The 19,718-nt window shown below is 42.5% G+C and carries 11 protein-coding genes; 4 read left to right on the top strand and 7 right to left on the bottom strand.

The genetic code is table 11. The annotated features are described in order from the left end of the window. Positions 1-12: 12 nt before the first annotated feature. Complete coding sequence (locus G7Y42_RS05470; RefSeq protein WP_165005008.1) at positions 13-4,737, top strand: Rib/alpha-like domain-containing protein; 4,725 nt, start codon at positions 13-15, stop codon at positions 4,735-4,737. A gap of 87 nt (positions 4,738-4,824) precedes the next feature. On the opposite strand, the gene G7Y42_RS05465 is transcribed toward G7Y42_RS05470, so the two are convergent. Beyond that, on the bottom strand, positions 4,825-5,742 hold the full coding sequence (locus G7Y42_RS05465; RefSeq protein WP_165005011.1) for a hypothetical protein: 918 nt from the start codon (positions 5,740-5,742) through the stop codon (positions 4,825-4,827). A gap of 368 nt (positions 5,743-6,110) precedes the next feature. Here G7Y42_RS05465 and G7Y42_RS05460 point away from each other — a divergent pair, with 368 nt between their 5' ends. Together G7Y42_RS05460 and G7Y42_RS05455 are read left to right on the top strand one after the other, a co-directional pair. After that, the gene (locus G7Y42_RS05460) at positions 6,111-6,341 is read left to right on the top strand and encodes a hypothetical protein (RefSeq protein WP_165005013.1); all 231 of its coding nucleotides are present in this window, start codon (positions 6,111-6,113) and stop codon (positions 6,339-6,341) included. 182 nt (positions 6,342-6,523) lie between these two features. Then, positions 6,524-7,984, top strand: coding sequence for an immunoglobulin-like domain-containing protein (locus G7Y42_RS05455; protein WP_165005015.1), 1,461 nt, complete (start codon positions 6,524-6,526; stop codon positions 7,982-7,984). Between the two features lie 254 nt (positions 7,985-8,238). Here the strand turns inward: G7Y42_RS05455 and G7Y42_RS05450 are convergent, their stop codons facing one another. From G7Y42_RS05450 to G7Y42_RS05425, 6 genes are all read right to left on the bottom strand, one after another. Further along, entirely contained in the window at positions 8,239-9,672 is a 1,434-nt protein-coding gene (locus G7Y42_RS05450) for a hypothetical protein (RefSeq protein WP_165037833.1), read from the bottom strand. Between the two features lie 160 nt (positions 9,673-9,832). Continuing rightward, positions 9,833-10,987, bottom strand: coding sequence for a hypothetical protein (locus G7Y42_RS05445; protein ID WP_165005020.1), 1,155 nt, complete (start codon positions 10,985-10,987; stop codon positions 9,833-9,835). 623 nt (positions 10,988-11,610) lie between these two features. Further along, positions 11,611-12,576 carry a biotin--[acetyl-CoA-carboxylase] ligase gene (locus tag G7Y42_RS05440; protein WP_165005022.1) on the bottom strand — a complete coding sequence of 322 codons (966 nt, stop codon included), beginning with the start codon at positions 12,574-12,576 and terminating at the stop codon, positions 11,611-11,613. A 90-nt stretch (positions 12,577-12,666) separates the two neighbouring features. Further along, a complete protein-coding gene (locus tag G7Y42_RS05435) occupies positions 12,667-13,470 on the bottom strand; it encodes an ATP-binding cassette domain-containing protein (RefSeq protein ID WP_165005024.1) in 804 nt (267 codons plus the stop codon). Continuing rightward, a complete protein-coding gene (locus G7Y42_RS05430; RefSeq protein WP_165005026.1) occupies positions 13,463-14,371 on the bottom strand; it encodes an ABC transporter permease in 909 nt (302 codons plus the stop codon). Before G7Y42_RS05430 ends, G7Y42_RS05435 begins: the two co-directional genes overlap by 8 nt. Positions 14,372-14,389: 18 nt before the next feature. After that, a complete protein-coding gene (locus tag G7Y42_RS05425) occupies positions 14,390-15,355 on the bottom strand; it encodes an ABC transporter substrate-binding protein (protein ID WP_165005028.1) in 966 nt (321 codons plus the stop codon). A 713-nt stretch (positions 15,356-16,068) separates the two neighbouring features. Here G7Y42_RS05425 and rpoB point away from each other — a divergent pair. Continuing rightward, the gene (rpoB, locus tag G7Y42_RS05420) at positions 16,069-19,686 is read left to right on the top strand and encodes a DNA-directed RNA polymerase subunit beta (RefSeq protein ID WP_165005030.1); all 3,618 of its coding nucleotides are present in this window, start codon (positions 16,069-16,071) and stop codon (positions 19,684-19,686) included. Positions 19,687-19,718 lie beyond the last annotated feature (32 nt).

Raw genomic sequence — 19,718 nt, 5'->3', positions numbered from 1 at the left:
AGGAGAGAACGAATGAAGTTATTAAAAATAGCGGCGGTCTGTACTTTGTTGTTTTCCAGCATCAGTCCAACAATCGTCCACGCAGTAGAGATCACCGAAGCCTCAGTTGTAGAAAGTGTGCCGCAATCAGCGGAAGAACCAGAGACGCCAGTCGAAACATCGGGATCAGTGGTCCCCGAACCGGCAGAACCGGTGAGTGAACCACTAACAGAAGAACCAGTTGTGCCGGAACCGGCAAACGAAGCGCCGATGACAGAAGAACCTGACATGTCTGTACCGACAGAAAGCCAGTCTGAATTAGCACTGGCACCTAGCAATCGGCTTTTCCTGGATGATAATCTCCGCAGGGAATTAAGCAATAATGGTTGGGCTAGATACCGTTCGATCGTACAATCGGCGATCAATGCTCAAAAAAGTAGCTGGGCACCATTAGGCGGTGCGGTCGGAAGTGTGCAGGATTATTCCTTTACGATTCCGCGGTCGTTTACGATCGAAGGAAATGGCGGTGATTGGATTACTGTGATCGCCGGGGAGGGCAGAATTCCAAATGTCAATGCTAGATATATGGATTATGGTCATACGTCACACTCGCGATCCTATTACAGGATCACACCTACGTTTAGTAATACGACAGGAGATATCAGCTTCTCGAATGTGAGTGCGACACAAGTCGGCTCGAATCAGCGGATCAGCTTCAGAGTGACGCGTCTTCGTGCCAGTGATCAGACTGAATATCAAGTGGATTTTAGAGTAGATCCTCTTGAGATGGGGACAGTGGTCCGTTCGATTTATCCTCACCTAGATCCAGATACATTTGTTGAAGGTGTGCGCTATTCAGGCTCACAATTGATGCTGTTTACGATCCCAACTTCGCCGAACAGTTACGAACTCCGAGTCAGTGATCCCGGGCCATTTTCTTTAGGTCAACGCACCGCTGCATCCCCGGTGGCCACATCTTCCATCAATTCGATTTATTATCACCGTTTTGTTAATGTATTGAGAAATGGTGTTCCTTTAGCTACATCTCAATACACGGTCGTTGCACCGGATAGGACGCTCGATACGGTCGGTACACACCAGATACCAATAACAGTTCAGATAAATGACGGTACGATATTGACACAAGATATTACTATAGAAGTTACTTATACAGATGGGGATACGATCGTCTTTGGCAATAACGACAACTATGCACCAGTTGCAGGCGCCTATAGAAGACGAGGTCCGAGGATAGAGGCATTTGCAGGTGAAGGAGCAGATGTCTATGATGTAGTAGGAATGGGATTTGAGGAACAAACTTACTACGGGCTTAGTATATACGGGATCGACTCTAACGTTTTGCTGAATAATCTTTCCGGTACAACAACTAAAATAACCCACCAAATACCAGGGGGGAGATTTAAAGATGCCGGTCTACGTGATTGGAATAATAGAGATCATACGCTTGCTGTTGGCGATCTTGTCGTTGCCTACCATGCACAAGGAAAGATCTGGCTGTCACAGCAAGGGCAAAGACCGGATTATTCAGGTAATGCGCACACAGAATATTTCGAGACACTTCTTAACGGATTCCGTCAACTTGAGCTCCATAAGTTGTCTGTCTCCGAACATGAGATTCCTAACGGCATGACGAAAGAAGAACTGGATCAAAATGTTGCGAACTATATAGATGTGGGGACTTCTGGCAGAGTGACAGTAAAAGGGTTTGTCAGCTACCCAGATACGACAACTAACGGCAAGAAGAATGGAGTCATCCAAGTCGAAGAGACCTTGGACTCCGGAAAGACAGCGACTTACAACTATACCGTACCTTTTCTTGTGACGGATCGACTTGTAGTGACCCCGAAAGAAGACATCAACGTTTCTTTAGGAACCGATCTAAGCACGAGATTGAAACAATTTATTGAGGTACAGCTGAATGGAGAGATACTGGCGCCAGAGGATTATGATGCTGAACTAGTAGGAACTGTGAGTACGACTAGGGTAGGACGTCAAACGATCCGTATCAATGTCACGCCAAAAAATGCAAGTGTGTCTCAAATCGTATCAGTTCCTGTTACAGTGGTATGGGGAGATAGCATCGTATTTGGCGGAAGTTTCTTAATGGTAACGAGTACAGTAGCGGCATTCACTTTACATCATGGAATGACTCCAAGTATCTCTGCATCTTTCGGACGTGGCACAACAAATTTTGTAAATACTCAATTCATGAACCAAAGATATTACGACTTTAGCTGGTTCGATATGACAAATGTAGCAGATGATGCCATAGATTTGATGACAGCAAGCCCTACACGATCCGTTGAAGCATACGGACAAGAACAGTCAAGTGTGCCATTAGCGAGATGGACGCCGCAAAATGTTTCGTATGGGGATGTAGTCCGCGGCTGGGTAGCAGATCCAGACAAAAATGCCTTAGCTGAAAATGAACAATTGGTAGTCAAAGGCAGCGAAGCCTATTACGAAATCATGTCGAGTGGTTATCGCCTGCTAGAGATCAATCGATTGACGCCAGCAACTCCAACGATTCCAAGAGGATCATCGCAAGAATATCTAGATAGTCAAATCATGGAATATCTAAATATCTTAGAGACAGATGGCGTTCGATCCCTCAGATTCATTTCGTATCCAGACACCTCAAAAGCAGGGACTTCCATTGGAAAGATCCAAGTGGAAGAGCCGTTGTCTACAGGCAAAGTGGTCCGGTACACGTATGATGTGACATTCAATATAGAAATACCCAATGAAGCACCGACTGCCGATCCAGTTGATCAAGAACTGAACTTAGGGGAAGAATTGCCTGCAGCTGCGATGGATGTATTGAAGAATGTCAAAGATGACAATGATGCGCCAGCGGCTTTGAAAGCGACGTATGTAACTGTTCCTGATATGAGTACGGTTGGACAAAAAACAGCCAGAGTACAGTTGGAAGATACAGAAGGCGCAACGACGATCATCGATGTCCCAGTCAGTATCAAGTGGGGGAGCACGATCCGCCTTGGAGGACTAGGATCACATGTAACAGGTGCATACAGTCTGACTAAAAATACGAATGGACAGCTACAGATCAACTCGACATTCGGGGAAAGCAGCACGAACCCAGCAAGTAGTGTCCATCCCTACTTCGGGAGTAATGTCTATTATTCCATCGAGATCTTGGATGGAGAGACAAGTAAGTATAAACACGAAGTCATCGGAAATGCATTGATACGAGATGCAGTGAATGGTTTCAATCAAGGGAATCCTTTTGTCGTAACAGCAGGAGATATCGTGAAAGTCTACCATGCGGAATCTGCTAGTCGAAGTAGGCTGATGGAGAATGAGAACCCTGTCAGTTACTCATTTGGTACGAACTATTCCTATTACCGAGTAACAGACACCCGTCTCGTTCCAGTGAAGCAATTAGAAGCTGAAGCAGTTTCTCAAGAGCTTCATCTAGGGGAAGACATCGATAAGGATGATCTGGCTGAATGGGTAACGAATGTGAAGGTGAATGGCGCAATTGTCAATGCGGATGAGTACGAAGTAGAACTAGGCGCACCAATCGATACGAGCGTCATCAATTCAGGACAAGTACCAGCAGAAATACGTACGAAGGATGGCTTAGGTGTGATTCAAACGACGATTCCTTACGAAGTCAAGTGGGGAAGTACGATCGTTGCTAGGACTGAGGCGATGAATGCGACTGCCAGCGCTGTTTCCTTGCTAGACGAAGGCGGCAAGCCTAAGCTAGTGGCAACTAGAGGAGATGGCTTCTCTACTGGAAATCAAGTGACCGCTCGCCCGGTATTGCAGATATTTACCGGACAAGACCTAACTGCCCCAGCGAAAATGGTCAGTTTCGTGACTGTCAACCAAACCCCAACGGCGATGATGAACCGATGGAATACGGAATTAGCAGAAATGAATGGACAAATGGATTATGGGAATGTCCTCTCGTTCAATGTCAGAAGATTCAGCAATAACACCCAGTATAATGGCGCGAATACCTGGGTCTCAAGAAACAATCAATTAGTAAAAGAGACAGAAGGTGTCCCCACTGCTTACTATGAAATGGCTCGATCCGGTTTGAATCTGCTATACATCAATCAGCTGGAAGTCAAGAGTCAGACGATCAACAAAGGCATGACGGTAGCAGCACTCGATCAACAGGTGGCAAACTATCTTTCTACAGAAGGATTCCCGACGATCCGTGTGACGAAATTCATCCAGCATCCAGATACAAGCAAAACAGGAACAAGCGAAGGGATCATCCAAGTCGAAGAAGACTTGGTATCTGGAGGCAAGGCAACCTATAACTACACGGTGCCTTTCACTGTAGAAGATCCAACTGAATCCATCGATATCAAGATCCCGAAAAAAATCTTGTTCGGAACATCAGATGTGAACCAAGGAAATGTGTCTTCTCCAACCTATTATATCCATAACATGGGTGAGAAAGAAGTCAAGGTTTCTGTCAAAGAAGTCACCATCACGAACAATCCTAACAATCTGCAGCTGTTACGTTCAACAGATGCTGATCCGACAGGAGAAACACGAGCAGTCAAGCTTCACCAGAATTACCGGACGCAAGGACGATCCGTCGATCTACACGAAAGCACGAGGAACCAAGTCGTTGCACAACTTGCTCCAGATCAGCAAAGTCTATTCGAGATCGAAGGACGCTACTTTGGCGATTATCAGCAGGAGATCAACCTTGGATTGGATATCCATTATCAGTTTGAGGTTGTTTCCTAAGGTAAGAAGCTGTTTATTTGTAAAAAAAATATACGAGCAAAGAAGCCCATCAATCGATTGACGTCGGTTGATGGGCTTTTTGTTGAATCATAATCTAGTATTATGACTATTAGAATTGCTTCTAGGTAAGGGGCGATTATTCAGTGAAGGGGTAGGAGATTGTGAACCTATTGAATTTTCTTTTGGCTTTCTGCTCTTAGTATCGATAATCATCGCACTAAGTGTATCTCTTTTCTGAGAAATTCTGGTTCTATTCCTTGTTATCGTCTGTGCATTCACATTCTGTTGAGCTTGTATTTCCGAGACAATTTCAGAACGCTTATTTTTTTCCGTTAGTAATTCCGTATGTTCTGGCGTCTTTAATTTATTTTCGTTTGCTTGAATCATGTTGTTTAAATGTGTGTTCTGTTTTTTTAAGACGGAAAGTTCTGAACGTTTAAAAAAACGAATGATAGGATTCTTTTTTTCTATCTTCTCTATTTTCTTCTTGTTATTGCTAATTTTTTCTTGAAATTCAAAAGTTTTTTCAATCAACTTATCATAAGGGCTGTATTTTTTTTCCAATTCAGTCAGTTTAACCTTGTTTTCTTTATATTTTTCCCATAGGGACTTATTCTTTGTCTCGAGAGAGCTATTCCTTGCTTCTAGTTGTTGTATCTTTTCATATATTTCCACTTTTTTGGGATCTTTGTAAATCTCTATTTTTTCCAATTTTTCAAGTTTCTTTTGCGCCGTGTTTAATTTGGATTCAGCATCAGATAGTTTGTTCCGCCACTCGGATTCTTTCGGTGTCTCCTGTCTGATAGATTGGATTTTATTATGATATTTATCTATATCATTTTGGGCACTGCTACATTTCTCTCTGAGATCTAATATGTCTTTTATTTCTTGAGGTGCGTTTTCATAAAATTGTTGTTGCTGTCGTTGCTCTTCCGCTGTTTCTTTTAATCTTTGGAGCGTCTCGTAGTCGCCTTGTTGTGATTGTCTTCTAAAATCCTCGGGCATTCTAATACCTCTTTTCTGTTATTTTTGTATATATCAATCTTATCATCCATATGTTCTGTTCTTGTTCCTTGTTTTTCCAAAGATAAAAAAAGATGGTACGCAGGTCTTTTATTTCTCTTGTATAAATAAAAGAGGATGGCTGATTGATGATAATTTCTCTCGAATGAGGGGGCAAGTATTGATAGAAAGAGGTTTTTGGCAACGAGAACATTCTTTTTTATTTTTAGAAATTATGGTCACGAACTGCTAAAAAATCCGTGTTATAGTGTAATCAACAAGCGAGGGACAAGTATGATCCCCAAACAAGTATGCAGCAACTAGAAGGCTGATACTCCAACTCAAAAAATCCAAAAGAAGGAGCGTATTTTTTGAAAAAAGAGATAGCTAATTTCACGCGTGCAGATGTGGCTTCACTTATTACACAAATCAAAAGGAAAAAACGTGCATTCACGTTTGAAGATGTCGAAAAAGAAAGTGGGGTGAAGCTGACGACTTCTGATAAGTTTCTGATCCGATCGATCGTCGAAAAAAAATTCAAAATGGATGTTATTTATGAAACGCCGGAAAATCAACTGAAATTCCATCCTAAACTGAAATAGATTCTCTAAAAGGCGAACAATCAAGAAAAATATTTTGTTGCAATCGCATACAAAATATTTTCGAGACCTCCGACTCCGTTATCATTAGTTATGGAAACACCAGAATGGAGCAAGAGGAGGAATGCGATGAATTAATTGTTGCGTGTGTTGTTTGCTACATAAGGTTTGGGGAGGAGATGAAAATGTTGAAAAAAAAGTTAATCGCTAGTGTCATGTTATCTGGGTTAGTGCTGGCAGGGACGACAAGTATGTTTATGAATAAGGAAGTTCAAGCGGAGAATCATGTGATCAATATGACTCGACCGATGAACGAAAAGGAAACAGTTGAACGATTCGATATCAAAGATTTATTTTCTATCAACGGACATGCAACACAATTGAATCAAAACACTGTCCGTCTCACGCCAAATTCAACTTATCGTGCTGGATCGATTACAGGAATCAAATCGTTAGACATGCGAGGAGATTTTGTTCTTGATATTGATGTGAATTTGGGTGCCGACCGTTCAGGAGCGGATGGGATCGCCGTTGCTTTCCATCAAAGTGGTATCGGAACAGTAGGGAGGTACGGAGGCGGTTTAGGCATACTTGGTTTGAGAAAGGGGGTCGGGTTTGAAGTGGATACTTTTGCAGACGCGCCTGAGGATAGGGACCCCTCATTTGGGCATACCAATATCAGTGACGCTCATGCGGGATTTGTTTTTACAAACCGGAATTCTAGTTATCTAACTGCAGCTACACCTATGCAAAGCATATCTGGGCCACTTAACCAATTCCAGAAACTCATCATAAAATGGGATAGCACGGCAAACAAATTCACAGCGAGCTATGAAGGAAAAACATGGGAGTTGACAAATCCACCTATCAATAAAAATGAACTGTATTATTTTACGATCGCAGCAGCCACTGGGGCGCGTAGGAATGAACATACTGTGCGTGTCAACAGTTTCGATGCGATCTTCCAGGCACCAGAATTAGTTGCGAATGATATCGAGATCAATAAATTTGAGCTGTTTGATCCATTTGACAGTCGTATCGGATTAAAAGCAACCGATAAAATAGATGGAGATCTCACGGATAAGATCACTGTAGTAGAAAACAACGTGGATACATCGACACCAGGAGATTACCAAGTCACTTATCAGGTAACGAACAGTGTGGGTGAAACGACACGTAAAACGATCAATGTGAAAGTCGTGATCAAAGAAACATGGCCGAATGGAAGTGTGGAAAACTGGAAGATGTTCTCTGGGGAAGATATCCATCTGGTGAAAGACCCAGAATTAGCGCTTGTAGGTGATTATGTATTCCACGCCGATCAACATGCGAGTATCTATAAACACTATACAGGTGCACAAGCACTGGTCGCTGGGAAAACCTATCGGGCAACGGTCTATTTCAAGCCAGAATTGGATAGTGATCTTCGTTCCCATCACGTAAAACTTTCATTGAAAGCCAATCCTTCGAGCAATGACAGTCGGGATATCTTTAATACGACACTTGATCGAGCAACGCTCGGTGTAAAAGATTATCGTTACGTCACGCAGACTTTCACAGTAGGCGAAGATGAAACAGAACCATTGATCATCATCGAGAATTATCGCGCAGGTTATATCGGCTCTATCGACATCGTCCCTCAATGATCTGTTGATCAGAGAACGATGAAAAAATAGATAAGAATCAAAGCACATAACCTATGATTTTCATAGGTACGTTCACAAAGAGACTGGTTCCCAGTCCTTTGTGGGTATCATAAAAACTAAATAGTAAAAGAAAACATAATAGCTTTACCACCATTGATAGAAAAGAGATAGACGTCCTCAGTTCAAGGGACATCTATCTCTTTTTGCTTTGCGGTATGCCGATGAGGATGGAGCAAGCGGGAGAAAATTCGGTGCTAGCGTTCGTGAGTAGTTGGGCGTTCTTTCTTTGGACTTTCTTTCTGTCTGCTGAGGGCATTGGGTATAACGATATTTAACACTTTGCGCTCATCTGCTGGTATATTCATATTAAAGCTCTTTTTTTCGTCTGGCTTGCTGTCTGCTGCTGATATATGGTTAAGATTATTTTCTTCTGGTATTTCCGATAAAGGAGTATTTAGGATTTCTCCAATCGTTTGTTGTTTAGCATTACTAGCTAAAGCATGTTCCGGATCAGTATCCCTAGCAGTGACGTTACTCGTCAGTTCATGGAGATTATTGACATGGACCATATCTGTTCTTCCAGTGCTATCTTCGCTTAGTAGGTGTTCTAATTTGTTATCTACTGGAATATTCCTGGTGAACGTCAAATCTTGATTGAGAGAATGTGAGCTGTTTGGCACGTGAACCAGTGATTTTTCTGAAGGTGTTATTATATCTTTATTTTGAAACGGCATTTCTTTTGATAGATTATTACTATCTAGATTAGTATCTATATGAGCGCTATTGCTAGTTGATTCTTTCACTATGTTATTATCATTTGTTGGTTGCACGATAGTAGGTTCTTTTCCTTCTGGAAGTCGGATATTTGGATTTTTAGCTTCTATAGTTGGATTATTTTCAAGTAGAGTCTGGTTTGTTGCTACAAGTTGATTAGATGCCGGGCTTCTTTTTAATGCCGCGTTCTTGATCAGTTTTGTAGCTTCAGGAAGATTAGTATATATCAATTGATCGAGATACTCAATGGATGAGAGACCGTTAGAGAAAGAGCTTATTTTTTTCCCTATTTCTTCAGAATTGATGCCTCCTATTACATATTGGTCCAAAACATAGTTGAAATGAGGAATATTTTTCTCATATTCTATTTGGACTACATCTTTAGCTTCTAGAGTGCCTTTTTCTAGCGTATTTTTTACGTATTCTATGGCAGTAGGAATAGGTGGGGACAATAGATCAAGTTGTCTATACGAGGGGATTTTCTTGATTTCTGTTAATATTTTTTTGTTCTTTTCATTAAGTTTTTGTTTTGAGACCCAAAAATAGCGTTTTGGATGCTTCATTTTCTTTTGATTTTTATTTAACTTCGTCAAGCGTTTTTCTAAGAAACTGATCCTCGAATTTATTGCCTGTTGGCTTGTTTCTACTTCTAATGCTTTCTTTTTGAATTTGTCTATGATTTCAGAAAGTGCGGTTATATTGGCATCCCCTAAAGATAGTTCTGTCAGAAGATTTTGACGGTCGTTTTGGGCTTTTTCTAATATTTCTTGAGTAGTCTTTATTTGTCTTGCTTTATTTTTCTTTTCTTTGCTGTTCTGGGGTTGCACATTTTGTAGTGCATCTAATTCTTTCTGGTATTTTACGATTCTATGGAGATATCTGTTGAATTTTTCTTTCTGATGTTCGTTTGGCATAGTCGCACGACCTCTCTAATTTTATAGAAATTTATATAGAAAGGGTAACATGATTTATGTGGACCAATAGAACGTCTTTTTCTGGATAAAGAAAAAAGCTGGTACGCCTTTTGTTGATCGTACGCAGCTGAAAATGGAACAGGTGATTAAAAATTTGATGCTAGTATACGAGCGTACTTGAGGAGGCTCTCGTCATTCGTCCATCTCTTTTTCCTCTGTTTTTTGCGAGAGTTGGGTCACTAGCCCTTCGGTTAACAGCAGGACCCACTAGTTCTGATAAAGATGAACGTTGGGGTTGGATTACACTATCACTTTTAACGGAACTTACTGATGTGAGTCTTAGTAGAGGACTTTTCGGATTCGTTCCTCCAATTACAAAAAGATTGTCTGACACAAGAGATACGGTACTACTTCGTATAGCACCTTGTGAAGTCGTACCGTAACCTGAAGTGGAACCATCACTTATGATGGAACTATCGCTTAAAGTGGAACTCACAGATCCTAATCTTACTCGTTCTGGTGTATGTACCTGAACTTCTGTATCTTCTACAGCCTTTGATGTAAGTTCATCTAGAGGGGCAGTAGTTTCAATGGGATAAAATACATCGGATTCCCTTGCAAGATGGATCGGAGGCATGTCATTATTTTTAGTGTTTACCTGAGAGACTATCGGCTCTAATCTTAAACTTTGCTGTGCAGCTGTGAGATCTGTGTCAATCAGTTTGTTCGTTGTATCGCAACACAAGAACAGTTCAGCGTAATTCATGAGATAGCGCTTGATTTCGTTAAGAGAGATTCGATTTTTGTGAAAGTCTTTTAAATCATCTCTCATAAATTGTAGTACATTTTTAGAATCTATTGACATAAATGATTTCCATTGATATTTCGCTTCTTCTTTATTTAATAACTGTTCTATTTTTTCTATATCAGCGTAAATCGTTTGATTTGCTTTTTTAATTGAAGTGAACGAACGTGAGAAAAGAGCGATAATGTATCGTGGAATCCAATGTAATCTTTTCTGAAAAGCTCTTTTTTTGATGTTCTTATTTAATTTGTTTCGCTTTTTTTCTAAATAGCTGATCTTAGATTTGATCGTCTTTTTCTCTTTATTTATTTGTTTGTTTTTGTCATCAAAGGCTTCAATAAGTTTGGAAAATGTAGATATAATCACATTTTCCGAATCTAAATTCACTATTTTGTTCGACGGATCTTCCAGATTACAGTTGGTTAAATCAAGGAGGAAATTTTCACGCTCTTTTAAAGAGTATGTGTATCTTTTTCTTTCTACATCACTATGCAATAACTCGCTCTCCATAAGTGACCCCTTTCATTTTTTGTTTTATCACACAGTAAGAGTATCATGAGTTAGCGGTACTGGCGGAACATCTTTTTCTGGATGATAGAAAAAGTGCGAAGGGGCAGAGTGAAGGAGAATGGTGTGCGGAGGAAAAAACAAACAGGAGCTGAGACAAAAGTCTTGTCTCAGCTCCTGTTTTTCGAATAAACGGTATTCCAGAGATAGCCTATTGGCAATAAGGCACGATTTTGTAAAATATGGGAAGCTGTTTTTACCTGATCGTTCTTACTGCTTGATGTAGAGCAGCTTTTTTACAACCTCTCCACTAAACGGTGTTCTAGTACCAACTTTTCGGAGATAAGCCTAATTTATGCAAAAATGTGGGAAGCCATTTTCACAAAATTTTTCTTATTGCGTTAAATCACGAAGAACATCAGTGATTCGATGATGCAACGTACCTACTTGGCCCTCAAAGCAGAACGGCACTGTCACAACCTCTGATAAACGGTGTTCAAAAGCTTGCATCTGCGGTAATAAGCCCAACCAAACGAAAAATATGAAGAGCTATTTTTGTTTGGCTGTTCTTATTACTTGATGCAGGACAGCTTTTTCACAACCTCCTTTTGTGCGCGCCATTATTATCAAGAGCCGATAGAGGTAAGGCTGATCTCGCCAGAAGACAGGCTCATTTCCTGATCTGCTGTCTGGACGATCAGTTCCCCATGATCCCCGATTTCTTTGGCGATACCAGTGTAAGTCTGTCCTTTTTGGCTGAATGAAACCTTTTTTCCTAGCACGAACGACTTTTCTTTGTAGAATTCCAATGCTTTTTCTGGTTGAGAAAGGTAGTAGAACAATTCCTGCCAGATTTTGCTGATCAGTTGATTCCTCGTGATCGTTGCTTGTCCATCTGGGAAGACGGAAGTGGCTTTTTCTTGGATCTCTTGAGGAAAATGAGCTTGCGGGATCGAAAAATTGAGGCCAGCACCGATAATGATATGACTGATCCTGCCAGATTCCATGTCACTGACGGCTTCAGACAAGATGCCGCAGACTTTCTTTTTGTCGATATAGATATCATTGACCCATTTGATTGCTGTCGTGCGTTTGGTTTCTTCTTGGATCGCTTTGGCGCAGGCACTTGCTGCAAGGATCGTGTATTGAGGCAGCTCATCAAAGCGTTTGTCCGGGTGCAGCAAGAGGCTCATGTAAATCCCACGTCCAGGTTCTGCAAAGAATGGCCGGCCAAAACGTCCGTGTGCTTGTTCCTGCGTATCTGCGACAAAGAGTGTAGGAGAGTTTTCGCCTTTTGCGACCGCGAGTTTGGCATCTTTCATCGTCGATTCAGAGGTCAGCATCGTCTGTACGTTCAATCCAGGGATATAAGGGCGTAACGCCTCTTGGATTTCTTTGGCATCTAGCACATCAGAAGGCAAGTAGCGATAACCTGTAGGACCATGCTCGAATCGATAGCCGGCTTTCTCCAGTTCTTTGATCGCTTTCCAAATGCTAGTACGTGAAAGCTGCAGCTGCTGAGCGATTTTTTCACCCGAAAGAAACTCGTTTGTATTTTTCAGTAAATGAAGCACTTTGTCTTTCGTTGTCATGGCATCCAGCCCCTTTCCCATCTATTTTATCAGGAAGAAGCTGGAAACAAAACCATTCTTTCGCAAAGAGCGATGGCGGTCGTTCCAAATTCAAGAAAGGAGTACTTGATCGTCTTTCAGCATCGTTCCGCTGTTTTGTTTGAACAAATCTAAAAGCTGAGGGACAGTGAGTCTCTGCTTTTCTTCCTGACAGATATCGACGACGATCGTTCCTTGATGCAGCATGATGAGCCGGTTACCGTAATGGATGGCATCTTCCATGTCGTGTGTGACCATAAAAGCAGTCAATTGCTGTTCAGCGATCAGTTTTTCAGTCAGTTCCATCACCGTTTTGGATGTGGCAGGATCAAGGGCGGCAGTGTGTTCGTCTAGCAAGATCAATTCAGGTCGCTGCAAGGTTGCCATCAACAAGGTGATTGCTTGGCGCTGACCACCTGACAACAAGCCGATCTCTGTGGTCAAACGGTTCTCCAACCCTAAATTCAGTCGGGAAAGCTGTTCTTTGAAAAACGTTCGGTCCTGTGGTTTGACCCCACGGAAGAAGCCGCGTTTTTTTCCGCGTTTCATCGCAAGTGCCAGGTTCTCTTCTACGGTCAATCGAACGGCTGTCCCTAATTTAGGATCTTGGAATACGCGGCTGATCGATTTTGAACGTTCGACGACGGATTTTTTGGTGATCGGCTGACCATTCAGCAAGATCTCCCCCTGATCGATGGGGAAAGTCCCGGCGATACTGTTCAAAAGGGTGGATTTCCCCGCGCCGTTTCCTCCGATGATCGTGACGAATTCTCCCGGTTTCAGTGAAAGATCGATCCCTCTCAATACATGGTTTTCGTTGATCGTTCCTTTTTCAAAAGTATGATGGAGATTTTTCAGTGTTAAGACATCATTCATTTGGCACGCCCGCCTTTCGTTTTTTTGGTAACTGGAATTTTTGCTGGATCTGTGGGAAAGAAAGGCAGATCACAAGCACAAGTGCGGAAGCGAGTTTCGAGTCACTTGGTTCTACATTCAATTCGAAAACCAATGCTAGGATAAAACGATAGATGACAGCCCCTAAAACGACTGTCAACAGACGAATCAATAATGACTGATTGCGGAACAAGACTTCAGCGATGATGATCGAAGCAAGACCGATGACGATCGTTCCGATCCCCGAATTCAAATCAGCAAAGCCGTTATTTTGCGCAAGCAACGAACCAGAAAGGGCGATACAGCCGTTTGAGATCATATAACCGATGATCTTCATATTGTCTGTGTTGATCCCGTTTGCTTCACTCATCGCCAGATTGTCGCCAGTTGCGCGGATCGCTAGTCCTGTCTCTGTTCGCAGGAATAAAACCAATAAGCTGACAACGATCAGAGCAAAAAGCAGGCCCACGATCAATACGGCATTTGCCTTAGTCACGCCCAATGATTCTGCCCAATTGAAAATGGTTGGTTGTCCAAGCAAAGAGATGTTCGGCGCCCCCATGACACGTGAAGTGACCGAATACAACCCAGTCATCGTGATGATCCCGGCAAGAAGCGCCGGGATTTTTAATTTGGTGTGAAGCAGACCGGAAACCAGACCAGCTGCGGCTCCGCCTAAGAAACCTAATAGACAAGCAACTAAGGGGTGGAGTCCGTTCGTGATACTCATCGCAGCGATCCCAGCACCTAAAGGAAAGCTTCCTTCAGCCGTCAGATCGGCAATATCCAAGATACGAAAGGTCAAGTAAACACCGATCGCAAGCAATGCCCATAAGACACCTTGCGAAGCAGATGATAAGAAAATAGAAAGCAGATTAGCCATGAGAATCCTCCTGTTGTTTTATTCGACTTCTTTGATGCTTGAAGGGTCGATCCCCAATGCTTCAGCCATGTCTTTATTGACATACAATGCTAGATCATCAGCAGATTCGACTGGAAGATCACCTGGTTTTTTCCCATCCAAGATTTTTGCTGCCATGATCCCAGTTTGCTTCCCAAGGGCTTCATAGTCGATTCCGATAGTGGCTAGACCACCTTCTTTGACTTGATCCACCGCACCGGCGACGATCGGTGTTTTTGTTTCTTTCGCTACTTCGCCGACGATACTTGCGGCACTTGCGAAAGTGTTGTCCGTAGGGATGTAGATCCCGTCTACGTCTTTTGCCAGACTTTTGGTGACTTGCTGTACGTCATTCGTTGAATTTGCTGTGAGGACTTTGACTTTCACGCCAGCTTTTTTCAGGGCTTTTTCTGCAAGGTCTCCTTGGAGCTTGGAATTTGCTTCGCCGTTGTTGTACATGATCCCGATGGTTTTTGCATCTGGTACGATACTCAATAGCAGATCGATCTGTTTTTCGATCGGCACCATATCTGTGGTCCCCGTGACATTTCCGCCTGGTTTTTCGTTCGAAGCAACTAGTTTGGCTTGTTCAAGGTCAGTAACGGCTGTGACAGTCAAAGGGATCGTGGTTGTCTCATTCAATAAGGATTGTGCTGCTGGCGTCGCGATGCCAAGTAGCAGATCAGGGTCATCTTTGATCAGCTTTTCGCTCATGCTTTTCAAGTTGTCCTGGTTGTTTTGCGCGTTTTGATAGTTGATCGTCAGATTGTCGCCTTCTTTATAGCCTTTTTCTTCTAGGCCTTCTTTGAATCCTTTGTAAGCTGCATCTAACGAGTTGTGCTGTACGAGTTGCAGGACACCGATTGTCTTGTGTCCATCTGAGGCTTTTGCTGAGTCTTTTTGTGCACATCCTCCTAAAGCAAGCAATAGGGAGATGCCGAGACCAATCAGTAGATTTTTTTTCATTGTTGTTTTCCTCCTTCAATTTTGAGCAACAAAAAATCCATTCAGACAAAATGTCTAAATGGATGGAAGTCGAAAAAATAATGAAAAGTACGGTACCAGATACTTTTTGTATTTTCGCTGCTCAGCCACTTAGCATTTCGTCTACGTGGCTTTTGCTGCAATACAAAGTTCTCTAGCCATCATAGATACAAACTGTCGTTTAACGTTTGTATCCATCATGATGAATACAAACCTATCTAAAGTAGCTAAAGAAAAAGTTATTCAGTTGTGTTGGGGCTATTCGATTGAGTCGCATAATATTCCTCCACAAAATGAATTTTCTAAAGTATAGCCGAGAAAAAACGGTCTGTCAATTAAGAATTGTCAGATAATTGAAAAGCCAAAATGAAAAGATTAAGAAAATGTTACGGAAAAAGAGATGAAACGCCAGGAAGTGTTGACTTTTATAGAAAATAAGTGTAGTATATGAAGTTGCAAAAACTATCTGATGAAAGAAAGGCAGAAACGAAATATTGTCCGTTTCGGCTTTAATATAAGGAAACAAAAGTAGAAGCTCACGAAGAAAAGTTTTCAAGAGAATGTTCTATTTTTGGTTTTTTTTTGCCTAAAAGCCGCAAAAAATGTCTGTTGTTACCTAAAAATAATATTTGAAATATTATTGTAACAATCGATCGGGTAGTCTTTTTGAATGACATTTTAGAGGGGTGAAGAGCTTGGCTGGACACGTAGTAAAATACGGAAAACACCGCGAACGCAGAAGCTTCGCAAGAATCAGTGAAGTGTTGGAATTACCAAATTTGATCGAAATTCAAACAGACTCTTACCAATGGTTCTTAGATGAAGGACTTAGAGAAATGTTTGAAGACATTTTGCCAATTGATGACTTCAATGGCAATCTATCTTTGGAATTTGTAGATTATGAATTGAAAGAACCAAAATACACAGTCGCAGAAGCCCGCGCACATGATGCAAACTATTCTGCACCACTACACGTTACTTTACGTCTGACAAACCGTGAAACTGGCGAAATCAAAGCGCAAGAAGTATTCTTCGGCGATTTCCCATTAATGACTGAACAAGGAACATTCATCATCAACGGGGCAGAACGGGTAATCGTTTCTCAATTAGTACGTTCACCTGGCGTGTACTTCCATGGGAAAGTCGACAAAAACGGAAAAGAAGGATTTGGCTCAACTGTCATCCCTAACCGTGGTGCTTGGCTAGAAATGGAAACAGACGCAAAAGACATCTCTTATGTACGTATCGACCGCACACGTAAGATCCCATTGACTGTTTTAGTCCGTGCATTAGGTTTCGGATCAGATGACACGATCTTTGAAATCTTCGGCGACAGCGAAACATTACGCAACACAGTCGAAAAAGACTTGCATAAAAACGCAAGCGACTCAAGAACAGAAGAAGGTTTGAAAGACGTTTACGAACGTTTGCGTCCAGGAGAACCTAAAACAGCAGACAGCTCTCGTAACTTATTGAATGCTCGTTTCTTCGATCCAAAACGTTACGACTTGGCAAATGTCGGTCGTTACAAAGTAAATAAAAAATTAGACTTGAAAACTCGTCTATTGAATCTGACATTGGCTGAAACATTAGTTGATCCAGAAACTGGCGAAATCATCGTTGAAAAAGGAACTGTGTTGACACACCAAGTGATGGAAACATTGGCGCCATTCATCGACAACGGATTGAATTCAGTGACTTACTACCCATCAGAAGACGGTGTAGTGACTGATCCAATGACTGTCCAAGTGATCAAAGTCTTCTCACCAAGAGATCCAGAACGTGAAGTGAACGTGATCGGGAACGGCTATCCAGAAGCACCTGTGAAAACTGTTCGTCCAGCAGATATCATCGCTTCAATGAGCTATTTCTTGAACTTGATGGAAGGTATCGGCAGCGTTGACGATATCGATCACTTAGGGAACCGTCGTATCCGTTCAGTCGGCGAACTTCTACAAAACCAGTTCCGTATCGGGCTTGCTCGTATGGAACGTGTGGTACGTGAAAGAATGTCGATCCAAGATACAGAAACATTGACACCACAGCAATTGATCAATATCCGTCCAGTCGTGGCAAGTATCAAAGAATTCTTTGGTTCTTCACAGCTATCACAATTCATGGACCAAACGAACCCTCTTGGCGAATTGACGCATAAACGTCGTCTGTCAGCCTTAGGACCTGGTGGGTTGACTCGTGACCGTGCCGGTTATGAAGTCCGAGACGTTCACTATTCCCACTATGGCCGTATGTGTCCGATCGAAACGCCTGAAGGTCCGAATATCGGGCTGATCAATAGTTTGTCTAGTTATGCCAAAGTTAACAAATTTGGTTTTATCGAAACACCTTATCGTCGTGTTGACCGCGAAACAGGCCGTGTCACAGACCAAATCGATTACCTGACTGCTGACATCGAAGACCACTACATCGTAGCCCAAGCAAACAGCCCATTGAACGAAGATGGTACATTTGCACAAGACGTTGTTATGGCTCGTGCCCAAAGTGAAAACTTGGAAGTCTCGATCGATAAAGTCGATTACATGGACGTTTCACCTAAACAAGTAGTTGCCGTTGCGACAGCATGTATTCCTTTCTTGGAAAACGATGACTCCAACCGTGCCTTGATGGGTGCCAACATGCAGCGTCAAGCAGTGCCATTGATCAATCCTCAAGCACCATGGGTTGGTACTGGTATGGAATACAAATCTGCCCATGACTCAGGTGCAGCTTTGCTATGTAAACATGACGGTGTAGTTGAATTCGTCGATGCTTCAGAGATCCGCGTACGTCGCGACAATGGCGCATTAGACAAATATGCAGTAACGAAATTCCGTCGTTCAAACTCCGGAACAAGCTACAACCAACGTCCGATCGTCCATTTAGGTGAAAAAGTCGAAAAAGGGGATACCTTAGCAGACGGACCATCTATGGAACAAGGAGAAATGGCTCTAGGACAAAACGTATTAGTTGGTTTCATGACTTGGGAAGGTTACAACTACGAAGATGCGATCATCATGAGCCGCCGTCTTGTCAAAGACGACGTCTACACTTCGATCCATATCGAAGAATATGAATCAGAAGCACGTGATACAAAATTAGGACCAGAAGAAATCACACGCGAAATCCCTAACGTCGGGGAAGACGCTTTGAAAGACTTAGATGAGATGGGGATCATCCGCATCGGTGCCGAAGTACATGACGGCGACTTGCTTGTAGGGAAAGTGACACCAAAAGGAGTGACTGAGCTATCAGCAGAAGAACGTCTATTGCATGCGATCTTTGGTGAAAAAGCACGTGAAGTCCGCGATACATCCTTGCGAGTACCTCACGGCGGCGGCGGGATCGTCCATGACGTGAAGATCTTTACCCGTGAAGCTGGCGATGAATTATCACCAGGCGTGAACATGTTAGTACGTGTTTACATTGTTCAAAAACGTAAAATCCATGAAGGGGACAAGATGGCCGGTCGTCACGGTAATAAAGGGGTTGTTTCCCGTATTATGCCGGAAGAAGATATGCCATTCCTACCTGATGGAACACCAATCGATATCATGTTGAATCCTTTAGGGGTGCCATCACGTATGAATATCGGACAAGTACTGGAATTACATTTAGGTATGGCTGCCCGTCAATTAGGTATCCATGTTGCAACACCAGTATTCGATGGTGCAAGCGATGAAGATGTATGGGAAACAGTTCGTGAAGCCGGTATGGCCAGCGATGCGAAAACTGTTCTTTATGACGGACGTACAGGTGAACCGTTCGATGGACGTGTTTCTGTCGGTGTCATGTACATGATCAAACTTGCCCACATGGTCGATGACAAATTGCATGCCCGTTCGATCGGACCTTACTCATTGGTTACACAACAACCATTGGGTGGTAAAGCACAATTTGGTGGACAACGTTTTGGGGAAATGGAAGTATGGGCACTGGAAGCTTACGGTGCGGCTTACACATTACAAGAAATCTTGACATACAAATCAGATGACGTAGTCGGACGTGTGAAAACATACGAAGCGATCGTCAAAGGCGAACCAATTCCAAAACCAGGTGTACCTGAATCCTTCCGTGTATTGGTGAAAGAATTGCAATCACTAGGATTGGATATGCGCGTTCTGGATATCAAAGACGCTGAGATCGAGCTTCGTGACATGGATGACGAAGACGATGATCTGATCACGGTCGATGCTTTGACAAAATTTGCTGAACAGCAATCTGCCAAAGAATTAGAAAAGAAAGCTGCTGAACAAGTGGAAGATGAGAAAGATGATGTCATCCAAAACTTTGAAACCGCAGAAGATAAACTAGACTGATCCGGTCTATGAGCTGCAAGGCGGTCGATGAT

It is taken from the genome of Enterococcus sp. ZJ1622 (assembly GCF_011038845.1).
GTDB lineage: Bacteria > Bacillota > Bacilli > Lactobacillales > Enterococcaceae > Enterococcus_B.
The sequence above is the reverse complement of the archived record's forward strand: the minus strand, read 5'-3'. Positions and strand labels throughout refer to the sequence as shown.